Annotated in this window: 12 protein-coding genes; 5 read left to right on the forward strand and 7 right to left on the reverse strand. The window is 63.3% G+C overall.

Annotated elements, in window-relative coordinates:
* Positions 1-203 precede the first annotated feature (203 nt).
* The 4 genes from EN990_RS10505 to argH form a co-directional block, all read right to left on the reverse strand.
* On the reverse strand, positions 204-1,145 hold the full coding sequence (locus EN990_RS10505; RefSeq protein WP_127369895.1) for a threonine/serine dehydratase: 942 nt from the start codon (positions 1,143-1,145) through the stop codon (positions 204-206).
* A 39-nt stretch (positions 1,146-1,184) separates the two neighbouring features.
* A complete protein-coding gene (gene lysA, locus EN990_RS10510; protein ID WP_127385275.1) occupies positions 1,185-2,453 on the reverse strand; it encodes a diaminopimelate decarboxylase in 1,269 nt (422 codons plus the stop codon).
* 63 nt (positions 2,454-2,516) lie between these two features.
* Complete coding sequence (locus tag EN990_RS10515; protein WP_023811112.1) at positions 2,517-2,723, reverse strand: lipoprotein; 207 nt, start codon at positions 2,721-2,723, stop codon at positions 2,517-2,519.
* Between the two features lie 151 nt (positions 2,724-2,874).
* Positions 2,875-4,275: an argininosuccinate lyase gene (argH, locus tag EN990_RS10520; protein ID WP_127388293.1), complete on the reverse strand. Its 1,401-nt coding sequence runs from the start codon at positions 4,273-4,275 to the stop codon at positions 2,875-2,877.
* A 35-nt stretch (positions 4,276-4,310) separates the two neighbouring features.
* Here argH and EN990_RS10525 point away from each other — a divergent pair, with 35 nt between their 5' ends.
* On the forward strand, positions 4,311-5,000 hold the full coding sequence (locus EN990_RS10525; protein WP_063169085.1) for a TlpA disulfide reductase family protein: 690 nt from the start codon (positions 4,311-4,313) through the stop codon (positions 4,998-5,000).
* A 1-nt stretch (position 5,001) separates the two neighbouring features.
* On the opposite strand, the gene EN990_RS10530 is transcribed toward EN990_RS10525, so the two are convergent.
* The gene (locus tag EN990_RS10530) at positions 5,002-7,434 is read right to left on the reverse strand and encodes an EAL domain-containing protein (protein WP_127388294.1); all 2,433 of its coding nucleotides are present in this window, start codon (positions 7,432-7,434) and stop codon (positions 5,002-5,004) included.
* A 361-nt stretch (positions 7,435-7,795) separates the two neighbouring features.
* Here EN990_RS10530 and ugpB point away from each other — a divergent pair, with 361 nt between their 5' ends.
* From ugpB to EN990_RS10550, 4 genes are all read left to right on the forward strand, one after another.
* The gene (gene ugpB, locus EN990_RS10535; RefSeq protein ID WP_127368709.1) at positions 7,796-9,106 is read left to right on the forward strand and encodes a sn-glycerol-3-phosphate ABC transporter substrate-binding protein UgpB; all 1,311 of its coding nucleotides are present in this window, start codon (positions 7,796-7,798) and stop codon (positions 9,104-9,106) included.
* Between the two features lie 158 nt (positions 9,107-9,264).
* The gene (gene ugpA, locus EN990_RS10540) at positions 9,265-10,185 is read left to right on the forward strand and encodes a sn-glycerol-3-phosphate ABC transporter permease UgpA (protein ID WP_050580468.1); all 921 of its coding nucleotides are present in this window, start codon (positions 9,265-9,267) and stop codon (positions 10,183-10,185) included.
* Between the two features lie 9 nt (positions 10,186-10,194).
* Positions 10,195-11,043, forward strand: a complete 849-nt coding sequence (gene ugpE, locus EN990_RS10545) for a sn-glycerol-3-phosphate ABC transporter permease UgpE (protein WP_013529415.1) — start codon at positions 10,195-10,197, stop codon at positions 11,041-11,043.
* Positions 11,044-11,051: 8 nt separating this feature from the next.
* Complete coding sequence (locus tag EN990_RS10550) at positions 11,052-12,113, forward strand: sn-glycerol-3-phosphate import ATP-binding protein UgpC (RefSeq protein ID WP_013529416.1); 1,062 nt, start codon at positions 11,052-11,054, stop codon at positions 12,111-12,113.
* A gap of 36 nt (positions 12,114-12,149) precedes the next feature.
* Here the strand turns inward: EN990_RS10550 and EN990_RS10555 are convergent, their stop codons facing one another.
* The gene (locus EN990_RS10555) at positions 12,150-13,232 is read right to left on the reverse strand and encodes an ABC transporter ATP-binding protein (RefSeq protein ID WP_013529417.1); all 1,083 of its coding nucleotides are present in this window, start codon (positions 13,230-13,232) and stop codon (positions 12,150-12,152) included.
* Positions 13,229-14,809: an iron ABC transporter permease gene (locus tag EN990_RS10560; protein WP_164753882.1), complete on the reverse strand. Its 1,581-nt coding sequence runs from the start codon at positions 14,807-14,809 to the stop codon at positions 13,229-13,231. Before EN990_RS10560 ends, EN990_RS10555 begins: the two co-directional genes overlap by 4 nt.
* Positions 14,810-14,823: the final 14 nt, after the last annotated feature.

Here is a 14,823-nt window from a genome sequence, read left to right on the forward strand (position 1 = left end):
GGGATGCGGCCCTATCCCTTTGAGCATGATCTGTTCCGAAAGGGATTCCATGTTTCGGGATCATGCTGTGGAGCGGGCAGATAGCCCGACGCCTCACGACTCAAAGAATACCAGCAAACACGGCAAAGGCGAGGCGGTTCGAAAAAACGTGAAGTGGACCGTTATAGTTCCATCCTGCATCGCTTTAGAAGGCAGCAGGCCCTTTAGAAGGTAGTGGGATCCGCATTCGCCCCGCAGACCAGCACGGCGACCCGTTCGCCCTGTGCCGGCGCATAGCGGCCCGACAGGATCGCGGCAAAGGCGGCCGCACCTCCCGGCTCGGAGATGATGCGGGTTCGGTTCCACAGCGCCTTCTGCGCGGCGACGATGTCGTCGTCGCCGACCAGGATCGAGCGTTCGACATAGGCCTCGGCGATCGGGAACATCATTTCGCCGACGCGCTTTGGCGCCAGTGAATCGGCGGCGATGCCCTCGGCCGGCGCATCGACGGGGTGTCCGGCCTCGAAGGCGCGATGCAGCGTCGGCGCTCCTTCCGGCTCGACGGCGATGATGCGGATGCGGCCCGCGAACCAGGCAGCGATGCCGCCGATCAGACCGCCGCCGCCGACAGCGACCAGCAGCGTGTCGATCCGAGGCAAATCGGCCTCGATTTCGAGCCCGAGCGTGCCTTGGCCGACGAGCGTTTCCTCCTGGTTGAAGGCATGGATCTGCAAGGCGCCGGTCTCCTCGGCGAACCGTTCGCTGGCGGCCAGCGCTTCGGCATAGCGGGCGCCGCCGACGATCAGCTCGGCGCCATAGGAGCGGATCCGTTCCAGCTTGGCTGCCGGGCTCACTTCGGGAACGAAGATGGTCGCCTTGTGGCCAAGCCGCATGGCGGCATAGGCGACGGCCGCGCCATGGTTGCCGCCCGATGCTGCGACGACACCGGCCTTTGGGACCGCACGCTCCAGCAGGTTGGTGAAGGCGCCGCGCGCCTTGAACGAGCCGGAATGCTGCAGGCATTCGAGCTTCAGGTCGACGGCCAGCGGCGGCCGATCGAAGTCGGCCATGTCGACGCGCAGCACCGGCGTGTGCCTGATATAGGGGCGGATGCGCGGTTCCATCGCGGCAATGCGCTCGCGTGTGACGGTGATGCCGTTCGTCATGATTGCTCCCTTTGACGGGTCGGTGTGTTTCCGGCGCTTCTATGCAAGCCAGTCGGGCACGGAATCCAGCCTGATCAGGTCGTCATAGGTCAGGCGTGGGCGCACGACGTGGAACCGGTCGCCGTCGACCAGCACTTCCGGAACCAGCAAGCGGGTGTTGTAGGTACCGGCCTGCACCGCGCCATAGGCGCCCGCGGTGGAGACGGCAATCAGGTCGCCGGCCTTCAGCCTGGGCAGATCGCGGTCCAGGCCGATATAATCGCCGGTCTCGCAGACCGGGCCGACGACGTCGACCATCATGCGCGGCGTGTCCGCCGGCGGCTGCACGACTGGACGGATATCGTGGAAGGCATCGTAGAGCGTCGGCCGGATGAGATCGTTCATGGCGGCGTCGACGACGAGGAAGTTCTTGGCGTCGCCTTCTTTTACGAAGATCACTTCCGAGACGAGGATACCGGCATTGCCTACGATCAGCCGGCCCGGCTCGAACATTACCTTCAGCCCGAGCTTGGTGACATGCTTCCTGACGATCTGGGCATAGGCATCGGGCAGCGGCGGCGGGTTGTTGTCGACGCGATAGGGGATGCCGAGGCCGCCGCCGAGGTCGATATGCTCGATGGCATGGCCGTCCGCCCGCAGCGCGCCGACCAGATCGACAAGCAGGGCGAAGGCGTCGTCGAAGGGCTGCAGCTCGGTGATCTGGCTGCCGATATGGGTGTCGATGCCGGTGATCCTGATGCCGGGAAGCTTTGCCGCGCGGGCATAGACCTGCCGCGCCCGCTGCCACGGGATGCCGAACTTGTTCTCGGCCTTGCCAGTGGAGATCTTCTTGTGGGTCCTGGCGTCGACATCGGGATTGATGCGCAGCGAGATCGACGCCACCTTGCCGAGGGCAACGGCTCGCGCCGACAACAGCTCGAGTTCAGGCTCGGACTCGACGTTGAAGCAGAGGATGCCGGCGGCAAGGGCAAAGTCCATTTCGCGCGCGGTCTTGCCGACGCCCGAAAACAGGATCTTGCCGGCCGGAATGCCGGCGGCCAGCGCCCGGCGCAATTCACCTTCCGAAACCACGTCGGCGCCGGCGCCGAGCTTCGCCAGCGTCCGCAGGACGGCCTGGTTGGAATTGGCCTTCATGGCGTAGCAGACCAGCGTGTCGAGCCCGGTGAAAGACTGGGCAAACACCCGGTAGTGCCTGGTCAGGGTGGCCGTCGAATAGCAGTAGAATGGCGTGCCGACCTGTGCGGCGATATCTGGTATCGCCACGTCCTCGGCATGGAGCACGCCATCGCGGTAGTCGAAATGGTTCACGGGAGTGGTTCCGGAAAGTTGGGGCGCGATGAGATCGGTTTGGAGGCCCGGCTCTCGTCGGCTCTAGATCAGCGGGTCGAGGATGAATTTCTTGTCCTTGACCGGTTTTTCCGGCTCCGGCGGCACGGGCTGGTGGGCCTTCGAGGCATCCTTGCGCGCCTGCACGGCCGCCTCATAGGGCGTGTCGAGAGCGCCCCTCCTGCCGCAGGCCGAAACGGCCGCGATCGCCACCAGCAGCGTCAGCGTCACCAAAATCCTGCTTCCGGTCATCGATCCATCCGTCCGAAACGTTTGTCAGCCGCCGCTTTTAGCCGAGTTCTCGGCGCATTGCACCCCGAGATATTGCTCGTCGCAATATCTGGCGCAACGTCCGGATATTGCTGGTCGCATGTCCGGGATATTGCTGGCGCAACATCCGGCATTACGCTTTCGCCAGTCGCTTTTTCCAGGCGCGGATCTGCTTCCTCACTTCCGACGGCGCGGTGCCGCCGAAACTGGTGCGGCTCTTGACCGAGTTCTGCACCGCCAGCACTGAGAATATGTCGGCCGTGATGCCGGGATCGATCGACTGCAGATCCTCCAGCGAAAGCTTCTCCAGCCCCACCTTCTTGTCTTCGGCCAGCGCCACCGCCCGGCCGGTGACATGATGCGCCTCTCGGAACGGCAGGCCGAGCGTGCGCACCAGCCAGTCGGCAAGGTCGGTTGCTGTCGCGTGGCCGGAGCCGGCGGCCTTCTTCATCGCGGCTGCGTTGACCGTCATGTCCGAGACCATGCCGGTCATCGCCGCCAGCATCAGGTCGAGCGTCTCGGCGGCGTCGAATACCGATTCCTTGTCTTCCTGCATGTCCTTGCCATAGGTCAAAGGCATGCCCTTCATCACCGTCAGCAGGCCGACCAGATGGCCGGTGACGCGGCCGGTCTTGCCGCGCACCAGTTCGGCGGCATCGGGATTCTTCTTCTGCGGCATGATCGACGAGCCGGTGGAAAACGAGTCCGACAGCCTGACGAAGCCGAATTGCGGCGTCGACCAGATGATGATCTCTTCGGCCAGCCGCGACAGATGCGTGGCGCAGATCGCGGCAAGAGCGAGGAACTCGAGCGCGAAATCGCGATCCGAGACGCTGTCGAGCGAATTGCGCATCGGCTCGCGGAAGCCGAGCCCCTTGGCGGTCCGGTGGCGGTCGATCGGGAAGCTTGTGCCGGCAAGTGCGGCGGCACCGAGCGGGCTTTCATCCATCCGTTCGATGGCATCGCGCACGCGCGACAGGTCGCGCGAAAACATCTCGACATAGGCCATGCAGTGATGGCCGAAGGTCACCGGCTGGGCCGCCTGCATATGGGTGAAGCCCGGCATCACGGTCGCCGCATGCTCCTCGGCCCGCTCCAGCAACGCCTCAATCAACCCCTTCAACGCCTCGGCGACGCGAAAGCACTCCTCCTTGACCCAGAGCCGCAAATCGACCGCGACCTGATCGTTGCGCGAGCGGGCGGTGTGCAGGCGGCCGGCCGCCGGACCGATCAGATCGGCAAGGCGCGCCTCGATGTTCATGTGGATGTCTTCGAGCCGCGTCGAGAACTCGAAGCTGCCCGCCTCGATCTCTCTCAGGATCGTGTTCAGCCCGTCAGCGATTTTTTCTTGATCGGCCGCCGAAATAATGCCCGTTTGCGCCAGCATCTCGCTATGGGCGATCGAGCCTTTGATGTCCTGCGCATAGAGTTTGCGGTCGAAGGAGATAGACGCGTTGATCGCTTCCATGATGGCGGCCGGACCCGAGGCAAAACGTCCGCCCCACATCTGGTTGCTGGTTTTCTTGTCGCTCATGGCTATAACCCGTGCTTCGGAGCAGTTTTGAGAAAATGGCAGACGGTAGTAGATTCTTCCCGGCCCCGCGCCTGATCCTCGCCGCCTTGGTGGCGGGCGCGCTGGCGGGCGCGGTCGCGGTATATGTCAGCGAGAGCCGGTCTGGCAACAATGCACCGGCACAAGCTGCCGTGGGTGAGAGCAAGGACGACGTGGCCTGCGCGGCCAAGAGCGACCGCGCCAAGAAGGTCGCGGCTTCGGCCACCGGTGAGGTCGCGGCACTTTTGCCGGCCGATCCGCCACAATCCCTGAAGAGCCTTGCCTTCAACGGTCCGGACGGCAAGCCGATGACGATTGCCGATCATGCCGGCAAGACGGTGCTGCTCAATCTGTGGGCGACATGGTGCGCGCCGTGCCGTGCCGAAATGCCGGCGCTTGATGCGCTGCAGAAGGAAAAGGGCAGCGACGCCTTTCAAGTGATCGCCGTCAATGTCGATGCCGGCGACGATGTGAAGCCGAAGAAGTTCCTCAGCGATACCGGCGTCGCGACGCTTGGCTATTACCGGGATTCGACGATGGCGCTGTTCAACGACCTCAAGAAGCGCGGCCTGGCGCTAGGCCTTCCTGTCACCATGCTGGTCGACGGCGAGGGCTGCCTGATCGCCCATATGAACGGCCCGGCCGAATGGTCGGGGCCGGACGCCAGGCGGCTGGTCGAGACGGCACTCAAGCCCGAGAGCCTCTAGTCTAGCGTGTGGCTAGCGCAGGTGCCGGTGCGAAGGCCAGAACGCTTCTGTCGCGCAAGGTAGCGGGTTTGCTGCCGACAGCGGGTGCGACGACATTGGTCAGATCGCCGAATTCTTCGATGAGAGCTGGCCTGCCGATATAATAGCCCTGGCCGATCTCGCAGGCTTCGGCGTCCAGGAATTTCAGTTCGCCGAGCGTCTCGACCCCCTCCGCCAGAACCGGCAGGCCGAGACCGCGTCCAAGTCCCAGGACGGCGCGCACGATCGCCGCGACCTGGCCGTTCTTGTCGACCGACTTGATGAAGGAGCCATCGATCTTGATCTTGTCGAAGGGGAAGGCGCGGAGGTTGGAGAGCGAGGAATAGCCGGTTCCAAAATCGTCCATGGCCACGCGCACGCCCAGCGCCTTGACCTGCCGCAAGGTGGCCAGCGCCCGCGGCATGTCCTTGACAAGCGCCGTCTCGGTGATCTCAAGCTCGAGCCTGCCGGGCGCCAGGCCGGAATTCAGCAATGTTTCGTGGACCTTGCGGCTGAAATTCGTGTTGTGGAGCTGCACCGCCGAAACGTTGACGGCCACTGTCAGCGGATTTTCCCAGCGGGCGGCTTCCTCGCAGGCAGCCGTCAGCACCCATTCGCCAATCTGGCCAATGGCGCCGCTGTCTTCGGCCACCGGGATGAATATGGCCGGCGACACGTCGCCGCGCGTCGGATGCCGCCAGCGGACCAACGCTTCGAAGCCGACCATCTTTCCGCTGCTGATCTCTTTCTGCGGCTGGTAGACGAGATAGAACTCCTGGCGTGCGACCGCCTGGCGCAGTTCGTGCTCCATGACGCGCTTGTCGCGGGCCTCGGCCCCCATCGATGCTTCGAAATAACGGTAAGTGTCCTTGCCTTCGGTCTTGGCCCGGTAGAGTGCCGTATCGGCGTGGCTTATCAGGCTGGCCTGGTTTTCGGCATCCGACGGATACACCGCAATGCCGATGCTTGCCGACACAAGGCCGCCGCCGACCGAGAGCCGGTTTTCCTCGCGCATGGCGGTCAGCACCGCGTTGGCGATACGGCCCGCCTCCAACGGGTCGGCCAGGTTCGGCGCGATGATGGCGAACTCATCGCCGCCCAGCCGCGCCACCATCTGCCCTGGACGAAGGATACCGGTCGCGCACTGCGCAACCTTCTGCAGCATGGCGTCGCCCGCGCCGTGCCCATACAGGTCGTTGACCTCCTTGAACCGGTCGAGATCAAGCAGCAGAAGCGCAAGCTGGCCGCCTTTCCTGGTCCGGCCCATCGCAGCGATTTCCGTCTCCAGCCGGCCGGAAAAGCTGCGGCGATTGGCCAGTCCGGTCAAGGGATCGAAATGGGCAAGCCGCAGGATCTCCTGTTCCGCCTTCTTGCGCTCGCGAATATCGCGGACCGCGACCACGTTGTGCGGTTTGCCACAGTAGTCGATGCTCCTGGCGATCAGCTCGACAGGAATGCTCGTGCCATCGCGACCGCTCAATTCGGCCTCCTGCGGCTGTTCGCCGAAGCCCGACATATCGGATCCGAAGAGATCGCCAAGCTGCATTCCGTTCAGCGTCGCTGTTGCGATGCCCGTCAGTGCCGCAATGCTGTCATTGGCACTGATGATGCGGTTGCCGTCGCAGACGATCAGCCCCTCCACGGCGGCATTGGCCAGGCCGTGCATGCGGTCGACCTCGAGCTTCTGGCGACGGAAGCGCAAATCGATCCACAGCGCCGATGCCGACAGAACCAGGATCACCAGTGTGGCGGCGGCGGCGGCGAAAGCCTGCGAGGTCGGCTCGATCGTGTATTCGGATATGACGATCGAGGGATCGGGGAAGATGGAGACGGCACCCATACCGATGAAATGCAGAGTGCAGATCGCCAGCGTCAGCAGCACCGCGCCGCCGGATGTCGCCTTCAAGGAGGGGCGGCGCTGCACGACACGCAGCGCCAGCGCCGCGAGCGTTACGCCGGCCAGCAGGGAAACGGCGACAAGCAACAGGTTCCACTCGATACGGCCCTGAACCTCGAACGCCGCCATGCCGATGTAGTGCATGGCTGCGATACCGCCGCCCAGCACGGCGCCGCCGACGAGATGATAGTCGAACTCATCCCGCAAGGTGGCGATCCACATGCCGGCTGCCGTCAAAGTGACCGAAGCAGCGAGCGAAAGCACGGAGAGTGCCGGATCATAAGCACTGGGTATGCCCGGTGTGAATGCGAGCATGGCGATGAAGTGCGTTGCCCAGATGCCAAAGCCGGTCGAAGTGGCCGCGATCATCAGCCAGGCAAGCCGGTTCCGATCTGTGGAACGGCTTATGTGCTGAAGCAGGTTGACAGCAGAGAAGCAGGAAATTCCGCAGATCAGCGCGGCGAGTGCGACCAGTCTCAGATCGTGTTCGTTGACGATACAATTGTAGACCGTCAGCATTTATTTCACCTGAGCTTTGGAAATAAACAGGGCAGCAGTATCGAGTAGCGCGTTGCCGTTGAGGGATCGATAAAGTCGGCTGCAACCTTGGCGTGTCTCTTCGGGTTGCTGCGGCTGCAATCAGGGCTGACACGCCGAAAGCCAGCTTGACAGTCCCGACGGTGCTTCCTGGCGCGCTTGTCGTCGCGCTAAGCCGGCTAACCGTATCGCTCTCCATGCCTCCAAGCGGAGGCGAGCGTTGCGTCAGGTAAAGGGTGAAGTTCGTCGATCTGCAACAAAACCGTTGTCTGATTGTCATGAGCGACACATATTGCCTTCGCGGGAGTGCCCCCTTTCGCCAATGACAAACGGGAGATGAAACATGAAGTCCTTCGGCTTCGCGGCCGGTGTTGCCGCTACCTTTATGATGCTTTCCTCAACCTCCGCTTTTGCCGTCACGCAGATCAGTTGGTGGCACGCCATGACTGGCGCCAATGCCGAAGTCGTCGACAAGATCTCCAAAGATTTCAATGCCAGCCAGAGCGACTATGAGCTCGTTCCGGTGTTCAAAGGCACGTATCCCGAGACGCTGAATGCCGGCATTGCCGCCTACCGCGCGGGCCAGGCGCCAGACATCATCCAGGTGTTCGACGTCGGCACCGGCGTGATGATGGCGGCCGAAGGTGCCATCAAGCCCGCAGCCGATGTGTTGACCAGCGCTGGAATGACCTTCGACAAGAGCCAGTATCTGCCAGGCATAGTCGGCTATTATTCGAAGCCGGACGGCACCATGCTCTCCTTCCCCTACAACTCCTCCTCGCCGATCCTTTATTACAACAAGGATATCTTCAAGAAGGCTGGTCTCGACGTCGATAGCCCACCCAAGACCTGGAATGAAGTGTGGGAAGACGCCAAGAAGATCAAGGCGAGCGGCGCGGCCGCCTGCGGCTACACCTCGACCTGGCTGACCTGGATACATCTGGAGAATTTCGCGGCCTGGAATGACGTGTCATGGGCCACCCAGCAGAACGGTCTGGCCGGCGGCGATGTCGAGCTCAAGATCAACGCGCCGATTTTCGTCAACCATTTCCAGGCGCTGGCGGACCTCGCCAAGGACGGCACCTTCAAATATGGCGGCCGCACCTCCGAAGCCAAGCAGATCTTCCTTGCGGGCGAATGCGGGATCATGACCGAATCGTCCGGCGGGCTTGGCGATATCGTCAAGTCCGGCATGAATTACGGCATTGGCCAATTGCCGTATGACAGCGACGCCAAGGGTGCGCCGCAGAACACGACGCCGGGTGGCGCCAGCTTGTGGGTTTTCGCGGACAAATCCGATGAGGAATACAAGGGCGTCGCGGCCTTCTTCGCCTACCTGTCGAAGACCGAGGTGCAAGAATACCTGCACCAGAAGTCGGGTTATCTGCCGGTAACGCTGGCGGCTTATGAAGCGACCAAGAAGTCCGGTTTCTATGACAAGAATGTCGGCCGCGAGACCCCGATCCTGCAGATGACGGGTAAGACGCCGACCGACAATTCCAAGGGCGTACGTCTGCCGAATCTGCCGCAGGTGCGCGATATCCAGAACGAGGAGTTCGAGAAGATGCTCGCCGGCCAGCAGACCGCGCAGCAGGCGCTCGACAATGCGGTTACGCGTGGCAATGCCGCGATCAAGGAAGCGCTGGGGAATTAGAGCGAGCGCAGGTCCTTGCTCTACGGCGCACCTACCTGTCCCGCCGGGCATCTCCCCTCGGTGAGGGGAGTTTTGCCGTGCCTTGCGATTTCGCCAATGGTCGATGATGCCCAGTCCGAAACGCTCATCAAAGCCATCTTGGCGGAGAGGGGTGCCGCATGGTGCCCCCCGCCTCATCACCTCGGAGTGGCTCCGTGACCCCTCGCGTCGTGTTCCCCAACAAGGTCCTTCCCTACCTGCTTGTGGCGCCGCAACTGGCCATCACGCTCGTTTTTTTCTACTGGCCGGCCGGTCAGGCGTTCTACCAATCCATGCTCAGGCAGGATCCGTTCGGGCTGAGGACCAAGTTCGTCTGGTTCGCCAATTTCAGGAAAGTGCTTGCCGATCCGGCCTACCTGAACTCGATCAAGGTCACGGTGGTGTTTTCCCTTGCGACCGCTATCGTCGCCATGTGCGTGGCGCTCCTGCTGGCGGTCATGGCAGAGAAGGTGGTGCGCGGCAAAGGTCTCTACCGCACGCTCTTGATCTGGCCCTACGCGGTGGCGCCGGCGATTGCCGGTATGCTGTGGCTGTTCCTCTTCAACCCTTCGATCGGGTCGCTGGCCTACATGCTGAGGAGTTTCGGCATCGCCTGGGATCCACTGCTCAATGGCACCCACGCCATGATCCTGCTGGTGTCCGCCGCTGCCTGGAAGCAGATCAGCTACAATTTCCTGTTCTTCGTCGCCGGCCTGCAGGCGGTGCCGAAAGCCTTGATCGAGGCCGCGGCCATGGACGGCGCCGGCGAGACCAAGCGATTCTGGACCATCGTCTTCCCGCTGCTTGCGCCGACGACCTTCTTCCTGCTGGTCGTCAACACCGTCTATGCCCTGTTCGACACGTTCGGCATCGTCCATGCCGTCACCGGGGGCGGTCCGGGCAAGACGACTGAGACGCTGGTCTACAAGGTCTACAATGACGGCTTCGTCAATCTGATCCTCGGTGACTCGGCGGCGCAGTCGGTCATCCTGATGATCATCGTCATCTCGCTCACCGCCATCCAGTTCCGCTATGTGGAACGCAAAGTCCATTACGGCTGAGGGCGAGCGATGATCGGCCAGTCACCGCTCCGCACCGTCATCGCCCACGCCATGCTGATCCTCGGCATATTGATCGTCGCCTTCCCGATCTACTACACGTTCGTTGCCTCGACGCAGACGCTGCAAACGATCCTCAGGCCGCCATTGCCGCTCCTGCCCGGCGATCAGTTCTGGAACAATTACAGCGAGGCATTGTTCGGCGGTGTCGGCCGCATCGGCGGCGTCAGCGTCGGCAGGCTGCTGCTCAACACGACGATCATGGCGCTCGGCATCGCGGTGGGAAAGATATTCATCTCGATCCTGTCTGCCTATGCGATCGTGTTCTTCCGCTTTCCGCTGCGCATGACCTTCTTCTGGCTGATCTTCATCACCCTGATGCTCCCCGTCGAGGTGCGCATCCTGCCAACCTACAAGGTGATGGTCGATCTCGGCATGATCGACACTTATGCGGGCCTGATCATCCCGCTGATCGCCTCGGCCACCGCCACGCTGCTGTTCCGCCAGTTCTTCATGACAATTCCTGGCGAATTGGTTGAGGCGGCGCGGGTCGACGGTGCGGGGCCGTGGCGCTTCTTCTTCGATATCCTGTTGCCGCTGTCGCGGACAAATATCGCGGCGCTGTTCGTCATCCTCTTCATTTATGGCTGGACACAGTATCTGTGGCCGTTGCTCGTCACCAACAGCAGCAACATGAACACGATCGTCATCGCGCTCAGAAAGATGGTCTCCTTCGCCGATGCCGATACGCAATGGCACCTGGTCATGGTTACAGCGATGCTGGCCATCGTGCCGCCGATCCTGGTCGTGGTGCTGATGCAACGCTGGTTCGTTCGCGGCCTGGTCGATTCCGAAAAGTGAGAAGCTGAATGGCGACCGTCGATCTGAAGGATGTGAAGAAGGTCTACCCCAGCGGTTTCGAGGCCGTGAAGGGCGTTTCAATCGCAGTTCCCGACAAGGAGCTTTGCGTGCTGGTCGGCCCGTCGGGTTGCGGTAAGTCCACGCTGCTCAGAATGATCGCCGGGCTTGAAACCATCTCCTCGGGAACAGTTGCGATCGACGGCAAGATCGTAAACTCAACCGGTCCGACCGAGCGTGACATCGCCATGGTGTTCCAGAACTACGCGCTCTATCCGCATATGAAAGTCTACGACAACATGGCCTATGGGCTGCGCAACCGCGGCACGCCGAAAGATGAGATCGACAGCCGGGTCCGCGCGACGGCGAAAATACTGGAACTTTCGGCGCTGCTCGACCGCCGCCCGCGCGAGCTTTCCGGCGGCCAGCGCCAGCGTGTCGCCATGGGTCGTGCCATTGTGCGCAATCCGAGGGTTTTCCTTTTCGACGAACCGCTCTCCAATCTCGATGCCAAATTGCGTGGCCAGATGCGCGTCGAGATAAAGAACCTGCAGCGCTCGCTTGGCGTCACGTCGGTCTATGTCACACATGACCAGCTCGAGGCGATGACGTTGGCCGACATCCTCGTCGTCATGAATGCCGGACTGGTCGAGCAAATGGGGGCGCCGCTCGACGTCTACGAAAGGCCGGCCTCGACCTTCGTCGCTTCCTTCATTGGCGCGCCGCCGATGAATCTCCTGCCCCTTTCGCAAGGCCCGGCTGGTCCGGCGCTGGCTGATGGCAAGACGATTGAATTTGCGCCTGCGAACGCCGTCACGCTCGGCTTCCGCCCCGAGGATGCCGACGTCACCTTCGGGGCCGAGGCACCGTCCGGCGCGCTCATTCTGCCGGCGCTGGTCGAGGCAGTCGAACCGGTAGGCGCCGAAAGTTTCCTTCACTGTGCTGCAGGTGGCAGCAGGATCGTCGTGCGGGTCGCGGGTCGCGCCACCGCCACGGTTGGCAACCAATTGCGCGTGGTTGCCAAGGCAGAAAAGCTGCACTGGTTCGATCAGGCCGGAAAGCGCGTCGGCTAATCAGAAAGATAGGCCTACGCTCCACCCACGCGGCGTTCAGGCGAAGACATGCGCCTTTCCCGATACAGTCAGCCGGACGATCTCGCCGACCGCCGGCGCGTCCATGCCCGGTTTGCGCAGGACCAGCGGCGTGTTGCCGATCGCTGCCGCATCGGGCGGATCGGCATTGTTCAAGAGCCGCACCGCGACCGTGCACATCGAGCCGGCGAATTCGGATTCCGTCACCTCGCCGAACAGCATGTCCGAGGTGCCGGACATACCCTCGCGCGACGTTCTCTTCAGCGCGATCTGCTCCGGGCGAAGCATGATGCGGGCGATATCGCGGCTGTCATGGGTGTCGACCGCGATGCGGCCGAGCGGCGAGTTGGCGAAGCCATTTGATATCTTGGCCGGCAGGATGATGGCGTCGCCGAGGAATTCGGCGATCATCCTGTCCTTCGGCTTGAGATAGAGCTCGCGCGGCGTGCCGATTTGCGAGAACTTGCCGTCGCGCATCACCGCGACCTGGCTGGCGAAGGACAGCGCTTCGGCCTGGTCGTGCGTCACCAGGATGGTGGTGATGCCGGCGGCCTCCAGAAGTTCGGCCACCGCCTTGCGCATCGAGGCGCGCAGGCCGGTATCGAGCGCCGAGAACGGCTCGTCGAGAAGCATCAGCCTGGGCTTCATCGCCATGGCCCGGGCCAGCGCCACACGCTGCTGCTGGCCGCCGGAAAGCTCGTGCGGGCGGCGTTTGAGGATCGCCTTGTCGAGCCCGACGATATAGGCGAGCTCGACGATGCGCTCAGCGCGCTTGTCCTCGCCGCGGCCCATGCCGAAACCGATATTGTCGCCAATGGTCAGATGCGGAAACAGGGCACCATCCTGCGCCACCACACCGATGCCTCGGCGATATGCCGGCACCGCAGCGCCGCCGTTGGCCAATATGGCACCGTCGAGCGTGATGTGGCCCTGGTCCGGAGCCTCGAAGCCGGCAATCAGCCGCAGCAGGGTCGTCTTGCCGCAACCGGAAGGACCGACGATCGCCGTGCGGCTGCCGCTGGCGACGCTGAGGTCGACGCCGGCAAGGGCCGCCACGGGACCGTATTGCTTGTGCAGGCCGCTGATTTCGAGAAAGCTCATCGTCCGGCCATCCGTTTCGACTGGACATAGAGCAGCCAGGTCAAGGGCAGCGACATCGCCACCATGATGAAGGCGTAGGGTGCCGCCGAGGCATAATCAATCTCGCCACTGTAGGACCAGAAAGCCATCGCCAGCGTGCGGGTGCCGTTCGGTGCCAGCATCTGGGTGGCGGTCAGTTCGTTCATGATGCCGAGCGCCACCAGGGCCATGCCGGCCGCGGCACCCGGCGCCGACAGGCGGATCGTCGTCGACCACAGCGCCTGCAGCGGCGGCCGGCCGAGGCTGGAAGCGGCGCGTTCGAGCTCGACCGGCGCCTGCGCGATCGATGCCCGCAGGCTGACCAGCGCGCGCGGCAGGAACATCAGCGCATAGGCAACCAGGATGGTGAACAAGGTCTGGTAGAGCGGCAGCGCGATGCGTACGGTGATAGTGACCAGCGCCAGTGCGATGACGACCCCGGGCAGCGAGCCGACGATGTAGTTGCAGCCCTCCAGAAGACGCTGCAATGGCCCCGGCGCGCGGATCGAGATCCAGGCCATCGGCATGGCGGCGACGGTGGCGAGCAACGCGCCGGCGAGCGCCAGGAACAGCGTCTGGCCAAGCGCCAGGCCGATCTCGTCCAAGCGCCAGACAGCGGAGCCGCCGGCGGCAAGCCAGCCGCCAATGGTGACGAACGGCACGCCGAGCGCCAAAAGCGTGATGACGACTAGCAAGAGCAGGCTAGGCAGGGTGGCGCGTCCGAGGCTTGTGCGTTGCTGATGGCGCGCCGCGCCGGAGCCGACACGGGCATAGCGCTCCTCGCCGCGCACCAGCACTTCGAGGCCGAGCAGCACGAAGCAGCAGCTGACCAGCACGCCGGCCAGCATGTTGGCGGCCGGTCCATTGAAGGTCGACTGGAACTGGTCGACGATCGCCGTGGTGAAGGTGTCGAAGCGGATGAAGACATAGAGGCCGTACTCGGCCAGCAGATGCAGGCCGACCAGCAGCGAGCCGCCGCAGATGGCGAGCCGCAATTGCGGCAGCACGACCCGCCAGAACACGCGCCGGGGCCCAAGGCCGAGTGCGGCGGCGGCGTCTTCCAGGGCGGGATCGAGACGGCGCAACGCCGCCGACACCGGCAGATACAGGAACGGGAAATAGGCGATCACGGAAACCAGCACGCCGGCCCACAGGCCGTGCAGTCCCGGCACGATGGTGACCCAGGCATAGCTGTGCACAAAAGCCGGGATGGCGAGCGGCGCCACGCACAACCAGGCCCAGAGCCGGGCGCCCGGCAGGTCGCTGCGCTCGGTCAACCAGGCCAGCGAAACCGACAGCACGATGGTGATCGGCACCGAGAGCGCGACCAGCAGGACAGTGTTGACCAGAAGCTCGCCGACACGCGGCCGGAAGACCAGTGCCGAGACTGTTTCCCAGCCGGTCTGCACCGCGATCCAGATGATGAAGGCAAGCGGCACCAGCGCCAGCAGCGCAACGAAGATGGCGGCGAGGACCAGCCAAAGCGGTGCGCGTCGCCGAGCCCTTCGGCCTGTGCCCGAAGGCAGGCCCGAATGCGCGAGATCGACCGCGGACTGCATCAGGTCAGACGCCG

The organism is Mesorhizobium sp. M7A.F.Ca.US.005.03.1.1, assembly GCF_003997975.1.
GTDB classification, from domain to species: Bacteria; Pseudomonadota; Alphaproteobacteria; order Rhizobiales; family Rhizobiaceae; genus Mesorhizobium; species Mesorhizobium ciceri.